General features: G+C 44.7%; 18 protein-coding genes. 6 read left to right on the top strand and 12 right to left on the bottom strand.

The genetic code is table 11. From position 1 onward, the window contains the following. Positions 1–141 precede the first annotated feature (141 nt). Entirely contained in the window at positions 142–1,482 is a 1,341-nt protein-coding gene (gene thiD, locus KDK67_RS01790; RefSeq protein ID WP_250867172.1) for a bifunctional hydroxymethylpyrimidine kinase/phosphomethylpyrimidine kinase, read from the top strand. 38 nt (positions 1,483–1,520) lie between these two features. Here the strand turns inward: thiD and KDK67_RS01785 are convergent, their stop codons facing one another. The 4 genes from KDK67_RS01785 to alaS form a co-directional block, all read right to left on the bottom strand. Further along, positions 1,521–2,051, bottom strand: a complete 531-nt coding sequence (locus KDK67_RS01785; protein WP_250867131.1) for a universal stress protein — start codon at positions 2,049–2,051, stop codon at positions 1,521–1,523. Positions 2,052–2,111: 60 nt separating this feature from the next. Continuing rightward, positions 2,112–4,709, bottom strand: a complete 2,598-nt coding sequence (locus tag KDK67_RS01780) for a valine--tRNA ligase (protein ID WP_250867130.1) — start codon at positions 4,707–4,709, stop codon at positions 2,112–2,114. A 136-nt stretch (positions 4,710–4,845) separates the two neighbouring features. Further along, the gene (locus KDK67_RS01775) at positions 4,846–5,916 is read right to left on the bottom strand and encodes a response regulator transcription factor (RefSeq protein WP_250867129.1); all 1,071 of its coding nucleotides are present in this window, start codon (positions 5,914–5,916) and stop codon (positions 4,846–4,848) included. A gap of 295 nt (positions 5,917–6,211) precedes the next feature. Next, entirely contained in the window at positions 6,212–8,983 is a 2,772-nt protein-coding gene (gene alaS, locus KDK67_RS01770) for an alanine--tRNA ligase (protein ID WP_250867128.1), read from the bottom strand. A 299-nt stretch (positions 8,984–9,282) separates the two neighbouring features. On the opposite strand from alaS, the gene KDK67_RS01765 reads away from it, so the two are divergent. Together KDK67_RS01765 and surE are read left to right on the top strand one after the other, a co-directional pair. Next, positions 9,283–9,558 (top strand): hypothetical protein, encoded by a 276-nt coding sequence (locus tag KDK67_RS01765; RefSeq protein WP_250867127.1) that lies wholly within the window; start codon positions 9,283–9,285, stop codon positions 9,556–9,558. Between the two features lie 110 nt (positions 9,559–9,668). Then, the gene (surE, locus tag KDK67_RS01760; RefSeq protein WP_250867126.1) at positions 9,669–10,454 is read left to right on the top strand and encodes a 5'/3'-nucleotidase SurE; all 786 of its coding nucleotides are present in this window, start codon (positions 9,669–9,671) and stop codon (positions 10,452–10,454) included. 103 nt (positions 10,455–10,557) lie between these two features. On the opposite strand, the gene KDK67_RS01755 is transcribed toward surE, so the two are convergent. Next, entirely contained in the window at positions 10,558–12,213 is a 1,656-nt protein-coding gene (locus tag KDK67_RS01755) for a SulP family inorganic anion transporter (protein ID WP_250867125.1), read from the bottom strand. A 448-nt stretch (positions 12,214–12,661) separates the two neighbouring features. Between KDK67_RS01755 and KDK67_RS01750 the strand changes: the two genes are divergently transcribed. Continuing rightward, positions 12,662–12,838: a hypothetical protein gene (locus KDK67_RS01750; protein ID WP_250867124.1), complete on the top strand. Its 177-nt coding sequence runs from the start codon at positions 12,662–12,664 to the stop codon at positions 12,836–12,838. Between the two features lie 30 nt (positions 12,839–12,868). Here the strand turns inward: KDK67_RS01750 and KDK67_RS01745 are convergent, their stop codons facing one another. The 3 genes from KDK67_RS01745 to moaA all read right to left on the bottom strand — a co-directional run bounded on the left by KDK67_RS01745 (position 12,869) and on the right by moaA (position 15,798). Next, positions 12,869–13,201, bottom strand: a complete 333-nt coding sequence (locus KDK67_RS01745; protein WP_250867123.1) for a DNA polymerase V family protein — start codon at positions 13,199–13,201, stop codon at positions 12,869–12,871. 1,481 nt (positions 13,202–14,682) lie between these two features. After that, positions 14,683–14,859: a hypothetical protein gene (locus tag KDK67_RS01740; RefSeq protein ID WP_250867122.1), complete on the bottom strand. Its 177-nt coding sequence runs from the start codon at positions 14,857–14,859 to the stop codon at positions 14,683–14,685. A gap of 3 nt (positions 14,860–14,862) precedes the next feature. Beyond that, complete coding sequence (gene moaA / locus KDK67_RS01735; protein WP_250867121.1) at positions 14,863–15,798, bottom strand: GTP 3',8-cyclase MoaA; 936 nt, start codon at positions 15,796–15,798, stop codon at positions 14,863–14,865. 77 nt (positions 15,799–15,875) lie between these two features. On the opposite strand from moaA, the gene KDK67_RS01730 reads away from it, so the two are divergent. Then, positions 15,876–17,195 carry a cobyrinic acid a,c-diamide synthase CobB gene (locus KDK67_RS01730; RefSeq protein ID WP_250867120.1) on the top strand — a complete coding sequence of 440 codons (1,320 nt, stop codon included), beginning with the start codon at positions 15,876–15,878 and terminating at the stop codon, positions 17,193–17,195. A 4-nt stretch (positions 17,196–17,199) separates the two neighbouring features. On the opposite strand, the gene priL is transcribed toward KDK67_RS01730, so the two are convergent. The 4 genes from priL to KDK67_RS01710 all read right to left on the bottom strand — a co-directional run bounded on the left by priL (position 17,200) and on the right by KDK67_RS01710 (position 19,832). After that, positions 17,200–18,294, bottom strand: a complete 1,095-nt coding sequence (priL, locus tag KDK67_RS01725; protein WP_250867119.1) for a DNA primase regulatory subunit PriL — start codon at positions 18,292–18,294, stop codon at positions 17,200–17,202. 1 nt (position 18,295) lies between these two features. Beyond that, entirely contained in the window at positions 18,296–19,033 is a 738-nt protein-coding gene (locus KDK67_RS01720) for a DNA polymerase sliding clamp (protein WP_250867118.1), read from the bottom strand. A gap of 90 nt (positions 19,034–19,123) precedes the next feature. Beyond that, positions 19,124–19,435: a transcription factor S gene (locus tag KDK67_RS01715; protein ID WP_250867117.1), complete on the bottom strand. Its 312-nt coding sequence runs from the start codon at positions 19,433–19,435 to the stop codon at positions 19,124–19,126. After that, entirely contained in the window at positions 19,413–19,832 is a 420-nt protein-coding gene (locus tag KDK67_RS01710) for an NUDIX domain-containing protein (RefSeq protein WP_250867116.1), read from the bottom strand. Before KDK67_RS01710 ends, KDK67_RS01715 begins: the two co-directional genes overlap by 23 nt. A 66-nt stretch (positions 19,833–19,898) precedes the next feature. On the opposite strand from KDK67_RS01710, the gene artA reads away from it, so the two are divergent. Continuing rightward, positions 19,899–20,711, top strand: coding sequence for an archaeosortase A (gene artA / locus KDK67_RS01705; protein ID WP_250867115.1), 813 nt, complete (start codon positions 19,899–19,901; stop codon positions 20,709–20,711). Positions 20,712–20,713: the final 2 nt, after the last annotated feature.

Here is a 20,713-nt window from a genome sequence, read left to right as displayed (position 1 = left end):
ATTTCAAACCTATTATAGTTGAGGTCATATATCACTCCTCCTCATCGATGTGTGAATTGCACTTCTAAATAACCACTTGTTTTTTATCCAAAAAGTTCAATCTTAGACCTTATGATAAGAGAAGGCTTAAAAATGGATGAGATGGAGATCATTCCCGTTGTATTGACCATCGCCGGTTCAGACTCCGGTGGCGGTGCAGGCATTGAAGCTGATATCAAGACCCTTTCTTCCCTGTATGTGCATGGAGCATGTGCCATCACCTCAGTGACCTCACAGAACACCACAGGCGTTCAGAGTGCTTATGAGCTACCTCCAACCGTGGTATCTGACCAGGTGGATGCAGTATGCACTGATATGGACGTCAGGTGGGCAAAGACCGGTATGCTTTCATCTGCAGATATTGTCAGGGTAGTTGCAGATCGTGTGAAAAAGTATGGCCTTAAAGTTGTCGTTGATCCTGTGATGGCCGCAGAGGCAGGTGGAGATCTTCTCGAACAGGATGCTGTATCTATCCTTAAAGATGAACTTTTACCCATAAGCTATGCTGTAACTCCTAACATCAGCGAAGCAGAGACCCTTTCAGGTATGTCCATAACTACCCGTGAGGATGCCATGGAAGCTGCAAAAGCTATAGCTTCCCTTGGGGTGAAGGCAGTTATCATCACTGGCGGTCATTCCGATGGGGTGGACCTTATCTACGATTCAGTGACCGATGCGTTCACAGAAGTGCCTGGCAAGTTGATCGAAGGTGGGACCCATGGTTCAGGCTGCACTTATTCAGCAGCGCTGACCTCCTATCTTGCAAGAGGTTATTCTCTGCAGGATGCCGCAATTGGTGCCAAGGAGTTCGTAGAATATGGCATCCTTTTGAGCAAGAACATTGGCAAAGGCGTGGGTCCGGTGAACCAGATGGGCTATCTCCATACAATGGCAGCAAAAGAAAGCGTGTTGAGGAACACCGAGGAAGCTGTCAGGATGCTGGAAGATGATGTTAACTTCGCCAGCCTTGTTGCAGAGGTCGGTTGTAATATCGCCATGGCAATACCTCATGCCAGGGAAGTGAAGGATGTAGCTGCAGTTAACGGAAGGATCGTGAAGCTTCAGGGCAAACCCAAGGTCGTAGGATGTGTCAGCTTAGGGGCAAGCAGTCATGTGGCACGTATAGTATTGGCTGCGATGGAGTTCGATCCCAATATGCGTGCAGCAGTGAATATCTGCTATTCTAAGAACGTGCTTGCCATCTGTGAGGACATGGGGCTTACCATCTCATCTTTCAGCCGTGCGGAAGAGCCTGAGGACACACATACCATGGATTGGGGAGTGACCTATGCCATCGATTCGTATGGTCGTGTGCCTGTCATCATCTATGACGAAGGCGGTGTAGGTAAAGAACCAATGATCCGCATACTCGGAAGAGATGCAGTGGAAGTGGCAGGAATTGCTCTGGAGATCGCAGAACGTCTTACAAAAGAGCAGGCATGATTTTTTAAAATGCCTGCTTTATAATTTTTCTTCTCTTTTTATCTGACCGCCAGTACTTCCACCGGTGAGTTCCTGATAACTTTATCAGCGACACTACCAAGTTTGAACGTGCCGTCTGCGGTCATTCCAAGCGTACCGATCACCACCATGTCCACATTCTCTTTTTTAGCCGTGCTTAGGATCGTAGCTGCCGGATGCCCTTCTTCGATAATGGACCTTACATCGATATTGAGGGACTTTCCCAGGTCCTGCACATAGGCGGTGATCCTCTCTCCCTTCTCCATAAGATGTTTGTGTCTTTCAGTTTTCCATTTCTCATCTGCGATACGGGCAAATTCCCTCCACTGCTCACTTGTCATGTGTTCAGTAGCAGCGACTTCCATTGCAGCGAGATAGTCTCTGTGCACTGCTTCAGGAGTGATCCCAATGGAATCCATCTCCACAACATAAAGCGCAAGAACACTGGCACCGCATGATGACGCGATCTTCAATCCCGACATCACGGCCTTCTCTGCATTTACCGACCCGTCGGTAGCTATCAAAATAGTTCTATATTCTTTACAATTCATAAAAATACCCCCGCGAATAGTTATAGGAAACTATCGCGGGGGATAAAATAACTGTTTTGGTCAGCGAACTATCACTACGACAGTTCCGTTGACATCAAGGACATCAACAGCCCTTCCGGCAGAGATGACCTCTTTCTCAATGGCCACACTTTCCGGTTCAAGCTCGATATCCTCGCCATCTACATTGATGTTGATGTTTCCTTTTGAGATAATATCTGCAACTTCCACAGGGTCCATGGATGTCAGGGTCTTGATTATGGCCCCTGCCTGTTTCCTGAACTTCGGGCCGATGATGGCCATGTTCGGCTTAACGCTCACCGGCACATGTTCAAAGTCCGGCTCACCGCTAATGATCTCCACGGTCGAGTTCGTAACACCTGTCAGGTCTGAAGCATCTCCAAGGGAGGCATAGACCTCGATCTTTTCAAGGGGTGCGTTGAGTGCCATGCCAGATTCGGATTTGTATCTTCTGATACTGCCTGCAAGGTCCTTGATAAGCTCTCCGTCCTTCTCTATAGCCTCATCGATGAGTGTCTCATCAACAACTGGCCACTCCTGAACGTGTATGCTTCCCTCTCCTATCCTTGAGTACATCTCCTCTGCAAAGAACGGAGCAAATGGCGCAAGCATGCGTGAGAGTCCATCAATGGCAACATACAGTGTGTACTGTGCTGCCCTGCGTGCTTCCTTGTCCTCACCATACAGCCTGGACTTCACAAGCTCTATGTAGTTATCTGCAAGGGTTTCCCATGCGAATCCCCTTATGGATTTGTATGCCTCGTCGAACTGGTATGCATCAAGGCTTGCGGTGACCGAACTGATGAGCCTGTTAAGATTGCTCAAAAGCCATCTGTCGATGACATTGAGTTTCTCCGGTTTGCCGGATGTGATCTCTGCAAGCTCGTCTTCGATGTGTGACATTGAGAACCTGTATATACTCCACATCTTAGTAAAGAACCGAGATGCTGATACCACATCTTTCCATCTGAACATCACATCGGAGCCTGTGGAGCCACCTACTGCTGCCCACTGCCTGAATGCGTCAGCACTATGGTCCTTGATGACCTCTTCAGGGGAGATGACATTTCCGAGGGATTTACTCATCTTATGTCCGTCCTCTCCGAGGACCATCCCGTTGACGAGTATGGACTCCCAGGGCTTCTCGCCGGTAAGTGCCATTGAACGGAGTATGCTGTAGAAAGACCATGTACGAATGATGTCGTGTCCCTGTGGACGCAACTGTGTTGGGTTCCTCATCTCCTTATCGCTGAGCCATCCTGCAACGTGTAACGCAGTGATGGACGAATCCATCCACGTATCCAGGACATCCTCTTCCGGTTCGAAATCCTCACTGCCGCACTTACATGCCACAGGTGGCTGCTGCTGTGTAGGGTCGATAGGAAGCCATTCCTCTTCAGCGACCATGACCTCGCCACACTTCTTACAATACCAGACAGGTATTGGTGTTGCGAAGATCCTCTGGCGTGAGATACACCAATCCCACTCCATGGTATTGGTCCAGTTCTGAAGCCTGACCTTCATGTATTCAGGCAGCCATTCGATCTCGTCTGCTGTCCTGAGTATCTCATCATTGTCGATCTTGACGAACCACTGCCTCTCGGACAGTATCTCTATAGGTGTCTTGCATCTCCAGCACATTCCGACATTCTGCTCAAGCGTATTCTGCTCGTAGAGATATCCTTCGCTCTTGAGGTCTTCGATAATAGCTGCTTTACATTCAGGTATTGTCATTCCTGCGTATTTTCCGGCTATCTCGGTGATGATCCCGCTCTTGTCAATGCCCTTCCTCAACGGGAGGTTGTGTTCTAACCACCATCTGACATCCTGTTTGTCACCAAAGGTACAGATCATGACCGCACCTGTACCGAATGTTGGGTCAACGTCCTTGTCAGCTATGACCTCTACATCATGACCGAACAGTGGTACTTTCATTGTCTGTCCGATGTATTGCTTATGACGCTCATCTTCCGGATTGATGGCAATGGCAACACATGCCGCAAGCAGTTCCGGTCTTGTCGTGGCTATCTCCAGCTTGTCGAAGTGCAGGAAGTTAAGCTTGGTATCCCTTGAATCGTATTCGACCTCTGCAAAAGCAATAGCTGTTTCACATCTTGGGCACCAGTTTACAGGGTGCTCTGACTGGTACACGCGGTCCATATCTTTCATCTTGACAAAAGATATCTGTGTCTTGACGTAGTACTCAGGTTCCATTGTGACGAACTCATTGCTCCAGTCAGTTGAGAAACCAAGACGATGCATTGTCTTTCTCATCTTGTCAATGTTGCCTACGGTCAGTTCTTCACACATTTGCCTGAATTCTGTACGAGGTACCTGATTCTTTGTAATGCCGTGGGTTTCCTCCACCTTTACTTCGGTAGGGAGGCCGTGGCAGTCCCAGCCCTGCGGGAACATCACATTAAAGCCCTGCATCCTCTTGTATCGGGCAACAAAATCGATATAACACCAGTTAAGGGAGTTCCCTATGTGGAAATTTCCAGTAGGGTATGGGGGTGGGGTATCAATGATATACTGGGGACGACTTTCGTCTTTCCAGTCAAAATGATACATTGACATATCCCAGTCGTTTTGCCATTTTTCTTCTATTTCGTGAGAATCGTATTCTTTAGGAATTGTCATTAAAACACTCCAATTATTATTAAAAAGTATCTATGTATTTTGATAGATTGAGAGGTTTTAGAATATTTAAAATATCTGGTTGGAACTCAAATATTGCACATTATCATTGCTTGTTCCAAAAAAGTTGAAAAGAGGATTAATTTTGTTCGGCCAGTTCCGGTTCCCAGCCAAATCTTTTCATGACCATCTTTATGCGGGCATTGATCTCCCTCTTGTCAAACGGTTTTGAGATATAATCATCAATTCCAAGCTCCATTCCCTTAAGCTTGTCCTCTATCTCGGTCTTTGCAGATACCATTATGACCGCAATATCCCTTGCATACGGGTCTTCTTTCAACCTTTCGACAACCTCATATCCGTCCATGTCCGGCATCATGATGTCCAATAGTATAAGGTCTGGAAGCTCCTCAATGGATTTCTTGACTGCATCCTCTCCATTGTATGCCACAATGAAATCGTAAGGTTCAGTTGCAAGTGAAAGCCTGATAAGTTCCGGGATGTCCGGCTCGTCATCCACTACAAGTATCTTGAGCCTTTCTTTATCTATCTTCTTCTGGGTATATTCGAGATCGATCTTCCCGTCCACGATGGTGTAATGAACATCAAGGCTCTTCATTCCAATATCAGTGTGAAAGTTCCCTTTCTCCGTAATGTCTATTATAATATCGAAGAACGACCGCATGAGTCCTTCTGTCTCTGGCGGAAGTATGCCTTTGCCAAGCATTGAAATAATACTTCCCTGGCTATCGCGAACTTTTCTCTCGAGGAACTTGATGAAATTCTCAACTACCTGTAGGTTATCCTTTGAGAGTACTGTAAGGTCGTCAAGGACCATGATGGAACCCGGCTTATCGTCGAATATCCTCGATGCGTGTGATCCGATCTTGATGTAATCGGTTGCAGAACCGCAATAGAATGTATTCGGGTCGTTCTTGCCTGGTCCTTCGATATCAATGAACCACATTCTCTCAATGTGGTCATTGATCTTGAACCCGTACTCCTCGAACTTTTCGAGTACATGTTTCCTTGAGGTCTTCAGGCATAACCACACAATGTTCTTTTCAGGATTGCATTTAAGTGCAGAATATGTGTAGAAATAGATCATTCTCTCGCTAAACACATTCAAAGGCGCCAGCATCAGTGTGTTCTTCGATGCCAGTTCTTCACAAAGTGTTTCTATGATCTTAGTTGTTTCTTCCTCAGACATCTTACCCTCATCCAATTACTTAGGTCATTATTGTTTTTTTTGTAATATTAACCTTTTCAAAAAAACCTATCTTTTCAGATGTGAATATACACTTTCAGATCGGCAACAAATGTTCCATTATATCAATAAGATATTTGTGAATGATATATTTGTGGCACATGGCTCAAAGAGAAAAGAATGTATTTGAATTACAATGATATAAAAGTAAAAAAGATGCCTTCAGGTCAGGAACACTGACCTGTGGACGTTTGGCTTCAAGTGCCAAAAAAGGCACCTATGTATCTTATCAATGTTCTTAATTGAGCTGTTCTTTCAAAAGCTCGACACTGCGTGATAATGCATTGTCCATGCCTGAATGATCTGTTCCTCCGCCGCGTGCCATGTTAGGACGGCCTCCGCCGCCTCCGCCGACCATCGTTGACATCTCCTTGACTATGGCACCAACGTTAACGCCCTTTTTCACAGCATCATTTCCAGCAGCTGCGACGATCTTCACGCCATCCATCTCACTGATAAGGATCGCAACAACATCATTTTCCTGTGTAAGCTCTCCGGCTGTCTTTGTGAGATCTTCGCTGTCAGCATGAGGTATTGCCTTTGTGATGATGCGAATCCCGTTCACATCTTCAGCATCGTTGACAAGCTGGCTGACCCTTGAGTGTGCAAGTTCTTCCTTGAGCTTGTTGTTCTCTTTCTTAAGTTCCTTCCATTCATCGAAGAATCTCTCGATTGTCGAAGGAAGCTGTTCTGCAGATACTCGCAACGTTTCAGATGAATCGCGTACAAGGGATTCAAGATCCTGCATGGCAACAACTGCTGCTTCACCAGCTGCGTATTCCAGACGTTCTACGCCATCCTGTATGCGCTCTGTCTTCAGTATCTTTATCGGGCCTACCAGACCGGTGTTCGTACAGTGCGTACCTGCGCATGCCTCGATATCGTTTCCGACCTGAAGTACTCGTATCATCTTTCCCGGGGGAACTCCTCCCTGATACAGTCGGAATCCGTATTTCTGCTCGGCATCTGTCCTGTCCATCCAGTCGCTTATGACACGCTTGTTCTCCATGACTGTGCGGTTTGCAATAAGCTCTATCTGGTTTGCCTCTTCCTGGGTGATACGTTTGTAGTGTGAAATGTCAAGACGTGCGCGGTCTGCGAACTTCTGTGCGCCTGTCTGCCAGATGTGGCTGCCAAGAACTTCTCTTGCAGCATCATTGATTATATGGGTTGCAGTGTGATGTCTTGCATGCGCCATACGGCGCTTTTCATTAACTCTGCCGACCACCATATCGCCTTTTCGTATGTGCAGCTCGTCCTCTATCTCGTCTATGGTATGCACAACTACGCCATCATACATCTGGGTGTCAACAACTTTCAGTACAACATCTTCGACCGTAAGGCTTCCGTGGTCTGCTGGCTGTCCTCCGCCTTCCGGGTACATCAGGGTGTTGTCAAGCACTATGTGGTTATCGAACACATCAAGGACCACTGCATCGAAATCCATTCTGTTAGGCTCATCGTAGAACAGTCTCTTCGTCTTGGGCAACCTTGAGAGCCTGTCAGCGAAAGGAACTACTTTCTCTTCCTTTTCTTCGGACTGGCTGTGTTTGTCTGCAACAAGGGAATAGAAATTATCTGGCAGGTCGACTTCGACACCTACGTCAGATGCTACCGCTTTTGAGATCTCTGGTGGTATGCCGTGACTGTCATACATGTCGATGATGGTTTCCAATGGTATTTTCTCACCGCTCTCTTTGTAATGTCTGGCGGATTTCTCCATCATTCTTCTTCCACGTTCGAGAGTTTCCGCAAACTTACGCTCCTCGTGTTGGAGGATGTCCTTGATCACATCGAACCTTTCCCGGAATTCAGGATATTCCGGCAGGTTGTTGATATGCATCTGTACTATCTCAGAAATCGGGATCTTTATGTCAAGGTCCTTCATCATCCTGAGGGTTCTGCGTATGACAAGTCTTGCCAGATATCCGGCTTTCACATTGGATGGTATGATGCCATCGCCAAGCATGAACGTCAGGCATCTTGTGTGGTCAGTTATTGCATAGACGTTCTCCACAGGCTCCATGATGGAATTGAGCTTGTCCGCAGGGATGCCAATGCTTGCTGCCACCTGTTTTCTCAGTTCCAATAGGTTTGCCTTCTCACTTACGTCCATAAGTCCTGCAAGACGTGCATTCTGTGAAAGGATAAGTGAATATTCATTGTCCTCTAGCTTGTGTTCGATTCCTGCAAGTCCCATCAGTTCGTTCACAATACTGGGGAAAATAGCATCATAAATGGTGGGTGAGCCCTTTGAAGCCCAGACGAACCTTTCCAGTCCGTATCCGGTGTCCACTATGTAATTGTCCATCTTGGAATACATGTCACCTTTGATGTCGATATCTCCATTTTTGTCCTTCTTGAGGTTCATGAACACAAGGGTTGCGACCTCAAGTCCTCCAATGAGCACTTCAACACATGCTCCTGCATTTCCACCGCCTGCCCATGGTTCCTCTTTATAGGTGACTGCCAGTGGGTCCGCGCCAAGGGCATTGAGAAGTCCGTCACACAGTTCAAGGGTATGCTCTTTCCAGTATATTTCCTCGTTCTTCGTGTTGAAGGCATGGTGTGCCATCATCTCGAAAGTGGTGAGGTGTCTTCCACTCCTTCCCACAGCATCAAGGTCTGAAAGCCTTATGCATGGCTGGGAGATCGTCAGCGGATTCGCGGGTGGGGGAACCTGGCCTGATGTGACGAATGGCTGGAAATCAGCAATTGACGCAATTGTCAGGTATATATCATCTCTCCATCTGGCGATGACTGGGTATCTTTCTATCCGGGTATGGCCCTGCTCTTCAAAAAAGTTCAGGTAGAATTCTCGCATGTCTGGGAGCTCTAACTCTTTTTTGAACACGGGGTTCCCAATAAATGAATAAGGGTCGCATGGTGCATCTCCACAGGTAGACCTTTCCATGTCTCGTGTCCAAAAGAAACTACCACATTTGGGGCACTGTTTTCTAACAAAACCGTTATCAGAGAAAAAATCGATTTGATATTCATCTTCAAGCATAATGATTCCAACTGTAGTCGTTATTCTATGATCATGATGTGTAAATTAAATAATTAGTGACACGTGTTCTACCCGTATCCTTCAATGGTTTAAATACATTTCTCATTTTAGCAGTTTATCTTCAAAACTTTAAATATGTATATTTCTTATCAATGGCGCACGATGGTGATATTTGGCATTGCCTCTCATCCGTGTGTCCACATGTGTACGTAATTATCTGTAATAGCCTCCATTCAATGGACATGCCTATTATATGCATGTTCATGATTTTGTAAATCGGGTATGAAGGGATGGTGTTCATGATGCAAGCAGTAAAATACATGTCATTGGTTTTCAGAGGCGTAGTAGAAGAATACAACAATACTGGTGTCCGACCATCTGTCTTTATGGATGCTGCAGGTGATCTTCAGGTCTATATATGTGACCCGATCATCGATGATCCTGAGGTTATGGAATCTATCAATGAAAATGAGCTAGAGGTAAATGGTGGCCAGTTCGTTGGTTTCCTTGAGAGTTCTTTCAATGCAACTTATAATAAGCTGAGATCTGAGACAGAATTGTTACACTCTGTGTAAAGTACATTTGCTTGCAGCAATTCTTTCCCTATTCCTTTTAAATTCATACTTCTTCTCTTTTCTATTCTTGTTCCATTAACTATAATACTCCAAAGAACAAAGAATGTACAATGTCAAAACGAATCCTTCTTACCAATGATGATGGCGTGTATGCTGCCGGTATCAGGGCAGCTTATCGTAGTGTGTCCGACCTCGGTGATGTCACCGTCTCAGCACCAGCAATGCAACAAAGTGGTGTGGGCCGCTCCATATCCATATTCGAACCACTGCGTATAACCCGTACGACCATTGATGGTATTGAAGTGCATGCCATCGGTGGCACTCCAACTGATTCTGTTATTCTCGGCATCTTTACGATCATGAAGGAATTGCCTGACCTGATCCTTTCCGGTTTCAATATCGGTGAGAACATCAGCACAGATACTATTACGACCTCCGGGACCATCGGAGCCGCACTGGAAGGTGCAAGTTATGGTGTCCCTGCCATTGCTGCATCTTTGCAGGTGACCGAAGAGGGATTGAAATTCGATGACCTCCGGGATTTCCAGCATGACTTCGATGTTGGTGTCAAATTCGTGAACCGTGTTGCAAAAAAGGTCCTTAAAAATGGTCTGCCTGAGAATGTCGACCTTTTGAACATAAACATCCCCCATTTTGTGGAAGAGGACTCTGAAGTTGAAATCACAAAACTTGCTCGCAAGTTCTTCCAGACGGATGTGGAGGAACGCCGCGATCCAAGGGGAAGGCCATATTACTGGATAGCAGGTGACCTTATACACACAGCCGAAGAAGGCACTGATGTTCACGCCATAGAAAAAGGTCACATCTCAGTGACACCTATATCACTGGATGCAACGTCTCCCATCAACTTTTCAGAAATCGAACATCTGATGTGACCTTACGGTCAGATGTTCAATATATACGTCTGAATACTCAATTCATCAGAGATGCTTTCTCTGATCCATTGATCTCTATATTGAATGCAGGGATGGGATGGTTTCATCTATTTCCATCCCTTTCCTGTAAATATCCAAGGGCTTCCTGTGTGCTTTTGAAGATCGTGACATCCTTGTCCTGCATCAACTTGTTCAGGACCGCGTCAGAGCTGATCGAACGCATGACCTCCGGTTGCACGGTTGTCAAATATACCTTGTGACCTGTTCCTTTTCTGGTTAAGATGAAGCTTTTCAACCTTTCGATACCTGTGGTATCGATAAAAGGGACATAACGCATTCTTATAATCATATGGGGCTTGCTCATATGGATGTGTTCATCTACCTTGTTCTCGAATACTGCCATTGCGCCAAAGAAGAATGGACCATTTATCGTATATACCGCTACATTATCCTTTAGGTAAGGGTCTGCAAGTATCGTGGCATTTATTCCTTCGGAAGGGTCGTAGCTCTCCATTGACTGGACCTCGATTATGTTGGTCAGGCGTATGAACAGCAGTATTATCGAAAGGAACATGCCTGCCTGGATGGCAAATACAAGATCTGTCAGGACGGTCAATGCAAATGTCGTCAATAGGACGAACGTATCCATCTTGCTGATATTCATCGTGGTCCTGATCTCATCTACATTGACCATTTTGATGGAGACCAGTACGAGTATGCCTGCAAGATATGCTTTTGGGATGTACTGTGCTATTGGTCCGAAGAATATCAATATTCCAATGAGTACCAGGGAATGAATGATCCCTGATATTCGGGTCTTAGCGCCTTCTCTTATATTGACCGCACTTCTTGCAATTGCTGCTGTTGCAGGAATGCCTGCGAAGAACGGGAGGATAACGTTTGCAATTCCTTGTCCTATCAGTTCCTTGTTGCTGTTATGCTTGGTGTTCGTCATCGCATCACAGACCACAGCACAAAGAAGGGATTCTATGGTTCCGAGAAGAGCTATCGTAAATGCTGCCGGTAGGACCGCATACATGAGTCCGATGTTGATGTCCAGCATGTGGATCTGGGGGATCGTACTTGGGATCTCTCCAACGATCGGTATCTCAAGATCGAAACGATATGTGAGGATCACTGAAAGTACCAAAGTTATGATGGAGGCAGGAATGTTCTTAAGGTATTTTATGTTGGACAATGCCTTTGGCAGCAGTAGCATGAGTATTATGGTGCCTGCAAACATGCTCAACGCCAAAATATTCATCATGTCAATGCCTGCGATGACATCATAAACGGTTTCCCACACATGTTCACGTGCAGGCAATACCAGTCCGAACACATTGGATAGCTGTCCGATCAATATTATTATGCCGATACCGCTTGTAAATCCGGATATGACTGGCAATGGGATGTATTTCACAACTTTACCCAATCTAAATATGCCGAATAATATCTGGAAAATACCTGCCAAGAACCCTGCTAGCAATAATCCTTCAACACCATGTCCATTGACAGTTGATAATACAATAACTGTCATGGCACCGGTTGGTCCGGATACTGAATAACGGGAGCCGCCAAAAGTGGATATAAGCATTCCTGCAATAATGGCAGTGTAAAGCCCCATTACCGGCTCAACTCCGGAAGCGATCGCAAAAGCGATGGCAAGTGGAAGTGCCACAACTGCAGTGATAAGACCTGCTTTCAGGTCGCTCGAAAACGATTCTTCAAAATATTTCTTAACTTTCTGTTCTGTTCTCATTAGATCAAGTCTGTGATATTTTAGTCTGAAAAATAGATCTGTATTTATATAACTTTTAAATAATATGTCTGAACGATATCGTAAATAGGGTACTCCAGTAAATAGTTTTTGGATATATCCTAACGGTCGACGAATAAGGTAAATGTATGACGAAATCCATTTTAAGCTAATTCATAATTAGAAAATTAAACTGGTATTAGGCTTTCTATAAAGTTTAGGTTAGGTTCTTTAATTTAGAAACTATGTTTAGAAACTATGTTTAGAAACTATGTTTAGAAACCATTATCTTAAAAAAATCTCTTTACATTTTTCAATGGCAGTGGGAGAATTTGCTGTTATTGAATAAGCTAAAAGCTATTACAATAATGGGCTTAATCAATACACACCAAATAATACAACAAAATATACATCTTGTTTCTACTTTCAATGGTTTATTGATGCCCTGGAGGTGTGTACGGAAGACAATAAAAAAATAGGGAGGAGGCTTAAGGGCCTGGATGCCAAGAAGGGCACAGGTGAAGATATCCTGGGTATATACATCTACCAAGGAGAGCTCTCTCAGGTAATCTTAAAAAATTCTCGTTATTTGTTTCATATTCCTGATAATCACAGGGATGTGGAGTAAAAAAGTGGAATCAAGGTGATTCCACATCATTTACTTGTATTTAGGTTTTCGAACGTCATCGTCCTTTTCTTCATCACCGCTTTCGTCACCGTCATCACAAAACTTACAGTCGCCATCGTCATCGCAGAGCTCGCCATTGTTGAAATCATCAAGCTCCTCATATAGATCATCACCAAATCCTTGCCAGGCATCACTATTTGCAGCAACTCCAACTCCAACAGGATGAACAAATATCCAGGCGTCAGCGGCCTCAATGATATCGGCTATGTCAGGGCAGCCACAGTATTCACCACCGTTCAGCTTGGCGGCAACCAGTGCCTCGAAAAGTGTGTATGTCTTATCGCCTGCCACGGGAGCCTGCATGTAACTTATGGTTTCTGCCTTCGTGTAGGTGATACCACCAATCTCGATCTCCTCAACTGGCCATCATCTGGGTGGTTCTTCCAGTACCCTGGTGAATATTGGGTACATTCTTTGCAAAGTCCAAAATTAATTTCTTGTAGTACACCTTCTTTCACCTCGATGCAATCCCACTTGACTTCATAGGAACTATCCTCTGGCACGATCTTTACTAAGTATTTGCCGCAGGAACGGATTCATACCTATACAAATCACTAAGAATTAGTGCTGGCACTAGTGCTGGCTTAATCAACGTACACCCATCCAAAGCATATAGTTCAACATCGGCATTGTAATGGCTATTGATATCTCCAGTGTTCTAAACCCCATCGCAGTTGTTATCATAAAAGACACCGATGTCGAGTGTATCGAGCACTCCATAACAATCACTGTCAGAATAACTTGGGGATCTAGGTAATGATGAAAAACACTACGGCGTTATGTGGAACTTATGCACAACCATAGTTCAACGCATTTTGAAAAAAAATTAAGACACAATCAGAAATCAAAATTTCAATCCAAAATTAATCGGTGCATAATCTTTCGGGGTAATAGGTATCTTGAGAAATAAATATTCAAAAATTCAAATTGTTAGTTTTACACTAATTTTAAAAGTTTGTGCTTCTACAGTGCTAATATCCTTCTTGTTTGGACAGATTCTCATCATACTAGATTGGATTATAGAATCTCAATCTCTGTAACCATTAAAAAAGAAAAAAAATAGGTTATGATGTTGAATCAGAGCCAGTCTGCATGAAGAAGTCTTGCTGTGTCCTTGCCTTCGAAGGGTGCACCACTAAGAAGCTGACCTGTCAAAGTTAGGTAACCATCAAGCCCTTTTACCTCTATCTAACTAAATTCAAACGAATCTCGTAGGTCACTTTTATCCGGTTTAAATTGAAGCACCAAATCCAGAACCCCATCACTATTGACATCTTCATATCCTGCCTTGACCAATCCAGCGTTGGCTCCATTCTTGTACGTCACTGGTCCAACCCCAGCAAAAACCACACTAGTTAGATCTATCTGGTTTACATCAAAGGTGTCTGAACCCAATATTGCAACTGGGATCTCACCAGCGGCGTTTACATTAATGGAATTTGGCTATGACCCTGGTTTGATATCAATATCTGGGTGAATTGCCAGCGCGGTGCCAGCGGCCATTATCATCAGTAGTAATGAAATGGCTAAAACACTTAATTTGTTTGTTTTCATATATATCACTCCCTTTTTATTAGACTGGCATAGCGGTAGCTACTCCCATTTTTTACTGTCCAAAATATAATGGTGGTCAGGAGATTTGGAACATGCGAACCCAGCAATCACTGCTCATATTATATTAGGAAGTCCTCAATATATAGCCATTTAAGAACCAATGATTCTGAAAAGAAGTTCTAACCTAAACTACGTTGATGAATGGATGGATTGGCAATTCCCTCTATTCGTTAAAGTTCGCTCTGGTGAGCCGTCTTTGATCTCTTAAGTTTGACCGTCATTTCTTTCCAGTCCTCTTCGACACCGTGGAGTGTCTCCACAGAAGAGCCGGTCATGGCTGCGAGTATCTCTGTAACGAAATGATTGATCTCTATGTTCTTTCCATCAACTGTAAGTTCTACTTCCATTTTTCAATCTCCTATTATCGTTTTACCTTTCATGTCCCTGTAGAATGGAACTCTGCGATCAATGGATCTGCGTAGTAGTTCCGGCAGTTCATCAGGTTCTGCTTCTGAGACGTCGATAAGGTTGTTGTTAACCAGCAGGCAAGGTTTGAGCTTTCCATCTGCGGTTATCCTGAGCCTGTTGCAGTTGGCGCAGAACTCCGTATTTTCAATCGGTCTTACGAACTCGACCTCAGCACCATCGATGACGTATTTCTTGCGGTGGTGCATGTTACGCATGGTAATATTGTCTGCATACTCTTCAAGTTTTTTCTCGATCTTGTCCGCATCAAGATCGTACTGTTTTCCATCCCTGAAATCCATCACCTGGATTATCTGTAGGATCAGGTCGTCTTTTTTACTTCGGACAAGTTCCAGCATATCATCGATCTCATCTTCATTGATTCCTTTGAGAAGTACCATGTTCAGTTTGACCGGTGTAAGTCCGGCACTTATGGCAGCATCTATCCCTTCAAGGACCTGCTGCAGGGTTTCGGGGCTTCCGTGAGTGATGTATGCATACTTTTCAGGATCGAGGGTATCAAGACTGACATTGACACGGTCCAGTCCGGCCTCTTTCAGACCGAATGCGCGCTCTTTGAGATATACGCCGTTTGTTGTAACTGAAACATCCTTTAGTTTTGGAAGTTCTCGAAGTATGTCCTCGAAATCCTTCCTGACAAGGGGTTCCCCTCCTGAGAACTTGACCTTGTCGACGCCGAACTTTGTCGCAGTGCTGACAATGGTAGAAATTGTCTTTGCGGACATTTCTTTCCTGTTTCCCTCATCACCTTCGCTGTGGCAATAGATGCAATCAAGGTTGCAGCGGTTCGTAATTGAGATCCGAAGACTTGTAACAGTACGTCCGAACCTGTCTGTCAAACTATTACTGGATGGATTCATGGTCGTGTACACAAAATGATTCTTAAGTTGTGAAACAGATGGTAATCGATATATATAAAACCAACTCAATTAGTGCCATGAAACGATCGGTCCTAATTGCAGGTACGCATAGCGGTGTCGGTAAAACGACCGTAGCTATGGGAATTATGGCGGCTCTTACCAAAAGGAACATGAAAGTACAGCCTTACAAGGTTGGTCCGGATTATATCGACCCCACACATCACACAGCTATCTGCGGTGTGTCCTCAAGGAACCTTGACACTTTCATGATGGGGGTGGATGGTGTTCGCAGAACTGTGGATAGCAGTTACAAGGATGCTGATATCTCTGTCATCGAAGGCGTTATGGGGCTTTATGACGGTATGGATTCAACGGAGATCGCCAGCTCGGCACATGTTGCGAAGTCACTTGGTATACCTGTCATACTGGTCGTGAACGTACACGGTATGTCCAGAAGTGCCGGTGCTATTGTGAAAGGTTTTACCGAATTCGACAAGGACGTTGAAATTGCAGGTGTTATCCTTAACAGGGTGGGAAGTCCACGCCATGCAAAGCTGATCAAGGATGTCCTTCAGGATATTCCGGTCCTGGGAACTGTTCCGAGGAACAATGATGTGAAAGTCCCTTCAAGGCATCTTGGTCTGCATATGGCATCTGAGCAGGATTATGATGTAGATATGCTTGCAAGTTTCATTGAGGAAAATGTCGATATCGACACAATCCTATCTCTTGCACGCGAACCTGTTAAGCCGGAAGTTGAAGATGAAAGGTGTGTCGGAAATATGTCCAAGGTCACCATAGGTGTTGCCAGGGACAGTGCGTTCTGTTTCTATTATGAAGAAATGTTCGATATGTTCAGGAAATGTGGTGCGAACATTGAGTTCTTCAGTCCTCTGGATGGTGAACTTCCTGAAGTGGATGGCCTGTATTTCGGTGGAGGTTATCCGGAACTCCATATTGCAGAACTTGAACGGTCAAGCACGACAAAGAAGCTCAAAGACCTTTCTGCTGATGGCATGCCTATCTATGGTGAGTGTGGCGGGTTGCAGTATCTGTGCAGTTCCTATGAGATAGAGGATGTCGTGTACAAGATGGCAGACCTTTTCCCTGCAGAGACCGTGCAGACAAAAAGGCTTCAGGCACTTGGCTATACAGAGGGTATCGCAAAAGGCAAGTTCATAAAAGGACCTGTCAGAGGCCATGAATTCCATTATTCTCTGACGGAATGCGATAGTGATTCAAGGCTTGCTTACGAAATGTCCCGTGGTAAAGGCATCATGAACGGAAAGGATGGTATCACGGAGCATAATTCCCTTGCAAGCTATATGCATGCGCACCCTGGCTCGTTCCCTGTGGAAAGTTTTGTGGAACAATGTCGCCAGTATAAAAAGAGATAAATGGTTACTGAGGGGGAGTTTCCCCTTCCTTTTTCTCTTCATTCCCTTTTTCGTTATCTTTTTGCATTCTGTTCTTGAACCACGTCCTCCTGCTATAATATCCTAAAGGATGTTTTACCCCTTTGCATATCTCATCCGGAGCATAACAGTTGCCGTAGGTTCTCATCGTGTTGCAGGATGGCGGTTTATATGTTGTGCCTGATGAAGTTCCAGCGATGTGTTCTATCTGGTAGCGTGTTTTTTCCTCATCAAAGTCAGGGGAGATGTTGAACATTGCCACCACTTCGTCAACGGACATCCCGATGTTTATTAAGAACGAGGTCATTGCAAATCTCATCGAATGGGCAAGGTTCACTCCGGCACGTACATTTGCAATCGCTTGCGTGATGCATGGTGGGAACAGTTCACTTTCTACCTTCTGGAATTCTCCTACTCCGAATTCGGTCTTCTTCTTTTCCAGTTCTTCACTGATTGTATCCGTATGCGGGATGCAGGCTTCACATATCTCTTTTGGAACAGTTATTGGGAGTGAGTTCTGTATCCGCAGGCGTATGGCCTCCTGGAGCAGGCGGGCAAGCTCTTCCTTGCTTATCTTTACGTAGCCTTTCTTCATCTTCCTGTTTACCAGTTTCCAGTTAAGGTCCTTCAAAGGACTTGCAAGTTTGATATAATCCGTAAAATGCAGGTCGAAAAATATGTCATGGGTTTCCGGATTCTCGTAGATTTCCGCATTGATCTTGAAATCAGTGGCCAGGTCCTGTAGGAACTCCGGTTGTTGTGTTTTCAATAAATGGTATGCAGCCTTGGCTTCGGCAAGTGCATATTTTCGGGTCAAAAAAGGATCATCTATGCACGAGACCAGTATCCTTGAAAAAGGGTAGGACAACAGTTCAGTAAGTATCTTTCCTTCTTCTGAACTGGAGGGGGATGGTTTTTCGATCTCGCCTTCAAGTGCTTGTATCACACGTTCCTTTCCTCTTATGCGTGCGGATTCCAGTGCACGTGAGGATAGTAGCCTGTCCGGTGAAAATCCGAGACTTCCGACATATTCGGATGCCTCGGAAACAAAGGGGTATAAGGCGAGATGTCTGTTATCCATTTTAGTCTGATTCAATTCTTGGTGCCAGCAGATATCCAATGCTGCCGTTTCCGTTGGCAATGCTGAAATTGATCTTTATAGGGAAATCGTTGCCTAGGTGAAGTGAGATCTCGTTGGATTTTGAAGCAGGTTTAATTATGTCTGACAGGTAGTCAAGTGAGAACAGTGAACGCACTTCAGACGGCCTGATGTCAATAAGCTGGTCACGTGTCATGGTGAGCTTCACACGGTCGGTGTCACCCTCTGCTTCCATGAAGAAGGATTCTCCTTCAACACCAAGTAACATATGGTCACTTATCTTCTCAGCGGCTTTAACAGCTTTTTGCAGGTCCTTTCCGTTAAGGACTATCTCTGCTGGCAGTTCAAGCTGTGGAATTCTTGGTTCTGCACGTATCGTGGATGGGTCAAGCAGTGAAACTGTGTATGAAAAACCGCCTATCTGAATCTTCAGTTTCTTTGATTCCTCATCCAGTTCCATCTGGGCCTTATCGTCCCTGTCTGCAACTCCCAGTATGTCATTGATCCTCGAAAGGTCCAATCCCAACTCACAGTCGTCTGCTTCAAAGTCATCGAATGCCTCTGGGGTAAGGTCAAAACTTACCATCGCAACGTTTGCAGGGTCGACTGCCCTTACAATAACTCCTTCTGGTGAAATCCTGAACCTTGCTTCGTCCACGAGTACAGAAAGCGTTTCGATCGAATCCTTTAGAAGATATGCATCAATTGTCGCCTTGAACATGTTGTTTCTCCATCGAATAATCTCAATTTCAACTTGCTTATATCATTTCCTATATATATGTGTCACTGCTTTTTTCAGTGTACTTATATATTAGTCGTACTCACGCCAGGTGAAGCCACATTTGATACATTTGAAAAATCGTGTTTCCGACTCATCGGCAGACCTTAACTGTCTTAGCCACCAGTATGCAGTATTGTTTCCACATTCTTCGCATCTTGCGGTTGTTGTAGGCAGTCCTATGTCAGTATCACCTTCAAGGACAGTGACCTCTCTTTCCTCTCTTGATGATGTGCTCATAAGTTCTGGAGCGACATCCTTCGTTTTCTCATATCCACATTTTCGACATTTAAGCGTCCCTTCGATCGGGTGCATCATACTTTTACATTTTGGACAGAATTCCATTAATATCATCTCCTGCATCGTCTATCATTTTTCGGTGGTCGAAAGCCAGTTCTGGCAGTTTTTCGGGATCGAACAAAGCTACATCTGCTGCATCAGTGTTCGCTTCCGGCTTTCCATGACCTGTCGCGAGATAGCATACGGACACAGTGTGCCCACGAGGATCGCGTGAAGGGTCTGAATATACTCCGATCAATTTAACAAGATCGATAGATAATCCGGTTTCTTCAAAAGATTCCCTGATTGCCGCAGCTTCAGTTGTCTCGCCTACCTCCACAAAGCCACCAGGTAGTGCAAATTCGTTTTTGAACGGGTAATTGTTCCGTTTTATGAGTACAATCTTACCATTTAAGATGATTACGGCATCAACGGTCAATGGGGGTGTTGTTGGGACTGGCATTTTTTACATAACCTTATGCATTTAGCAAGATACTATATATGATACCTGTTATAAAGATGCTTTATTATGATGGAAAACGTACTTTGGATTGCCGTCGCATTAATGGTGGCATCTGCTATCCTGCCTCCAACCAAAAGGATAAAGTTTCTGATTGGCGGTTTAGGATGGGTGTTCTTTTCACTACATTGGGCTTACCAGCCATTACATTATATCGCGATAAACGATTATTTCAATGTAATACTTACTGTAGCCATTGCTCTTTTCTGCCTGTTCATGGCACAGAACATGGTCCGTGGTTACAGTAGTTCCTCAGTTCCTGAAGAAAAGGGTCATCTCAATATTGTGCTAATGGCTACAAGTGCAACTGCTCTTGGTTCTCTTTTCTATTTCCCTTTTGCGAACATACCTTCGCTCAATCAGTGGATAATCTCCACAGTTACTGGTAATACGGTATGGATGCTCCAGATGCTGGGGCATGATGTGGTCGCAAGCGGTAATGGCGTGGTCTATAACGGATATGCTGTTAATATCATACTTGCCTGTACTGCTATTGAGAGCATTGCTTTGTTCACGGGTCTTATAATCTCTATAAACGCTCCGAAAAAGAAGCTCTTCCAGGCTTTCATGGTGTCGGTTCCAGTTATATACACATTGAACCTTATCAGAAATACCTTTGTGATAGTCGCATATGGTGAACAGTGGTTCGGCCCTGAAAGTTTTGAAGTTGCTCATCATATTATTGCCAAGTTCGGATCAGGGATCGCACTTTTTGTCATCGCCTATGTGGTAATGCGAATATTGCCTGAACTGCTTGACCTGATCGATGGTCTGTGGGAAATGACTACAGAACAGTTAAGGTCGTTCGTACGTAAGATCTAAGG

Source organism: Methanococcoides seepicolus (assembly GCF_023684405.1).
In the GTDB taxonomy this organism is placed as follows: Archaea; Halobacteriota; Methanosarcinia; order Methanosarcinales; family Methanosarcinaceae; genus Methanococcoides; species Methanococcoides seepicolus.
Note: the sequence above shows the minus strand (reverse complement) of the source record. Positions and strands in the feature narration are given on the sequence as shown.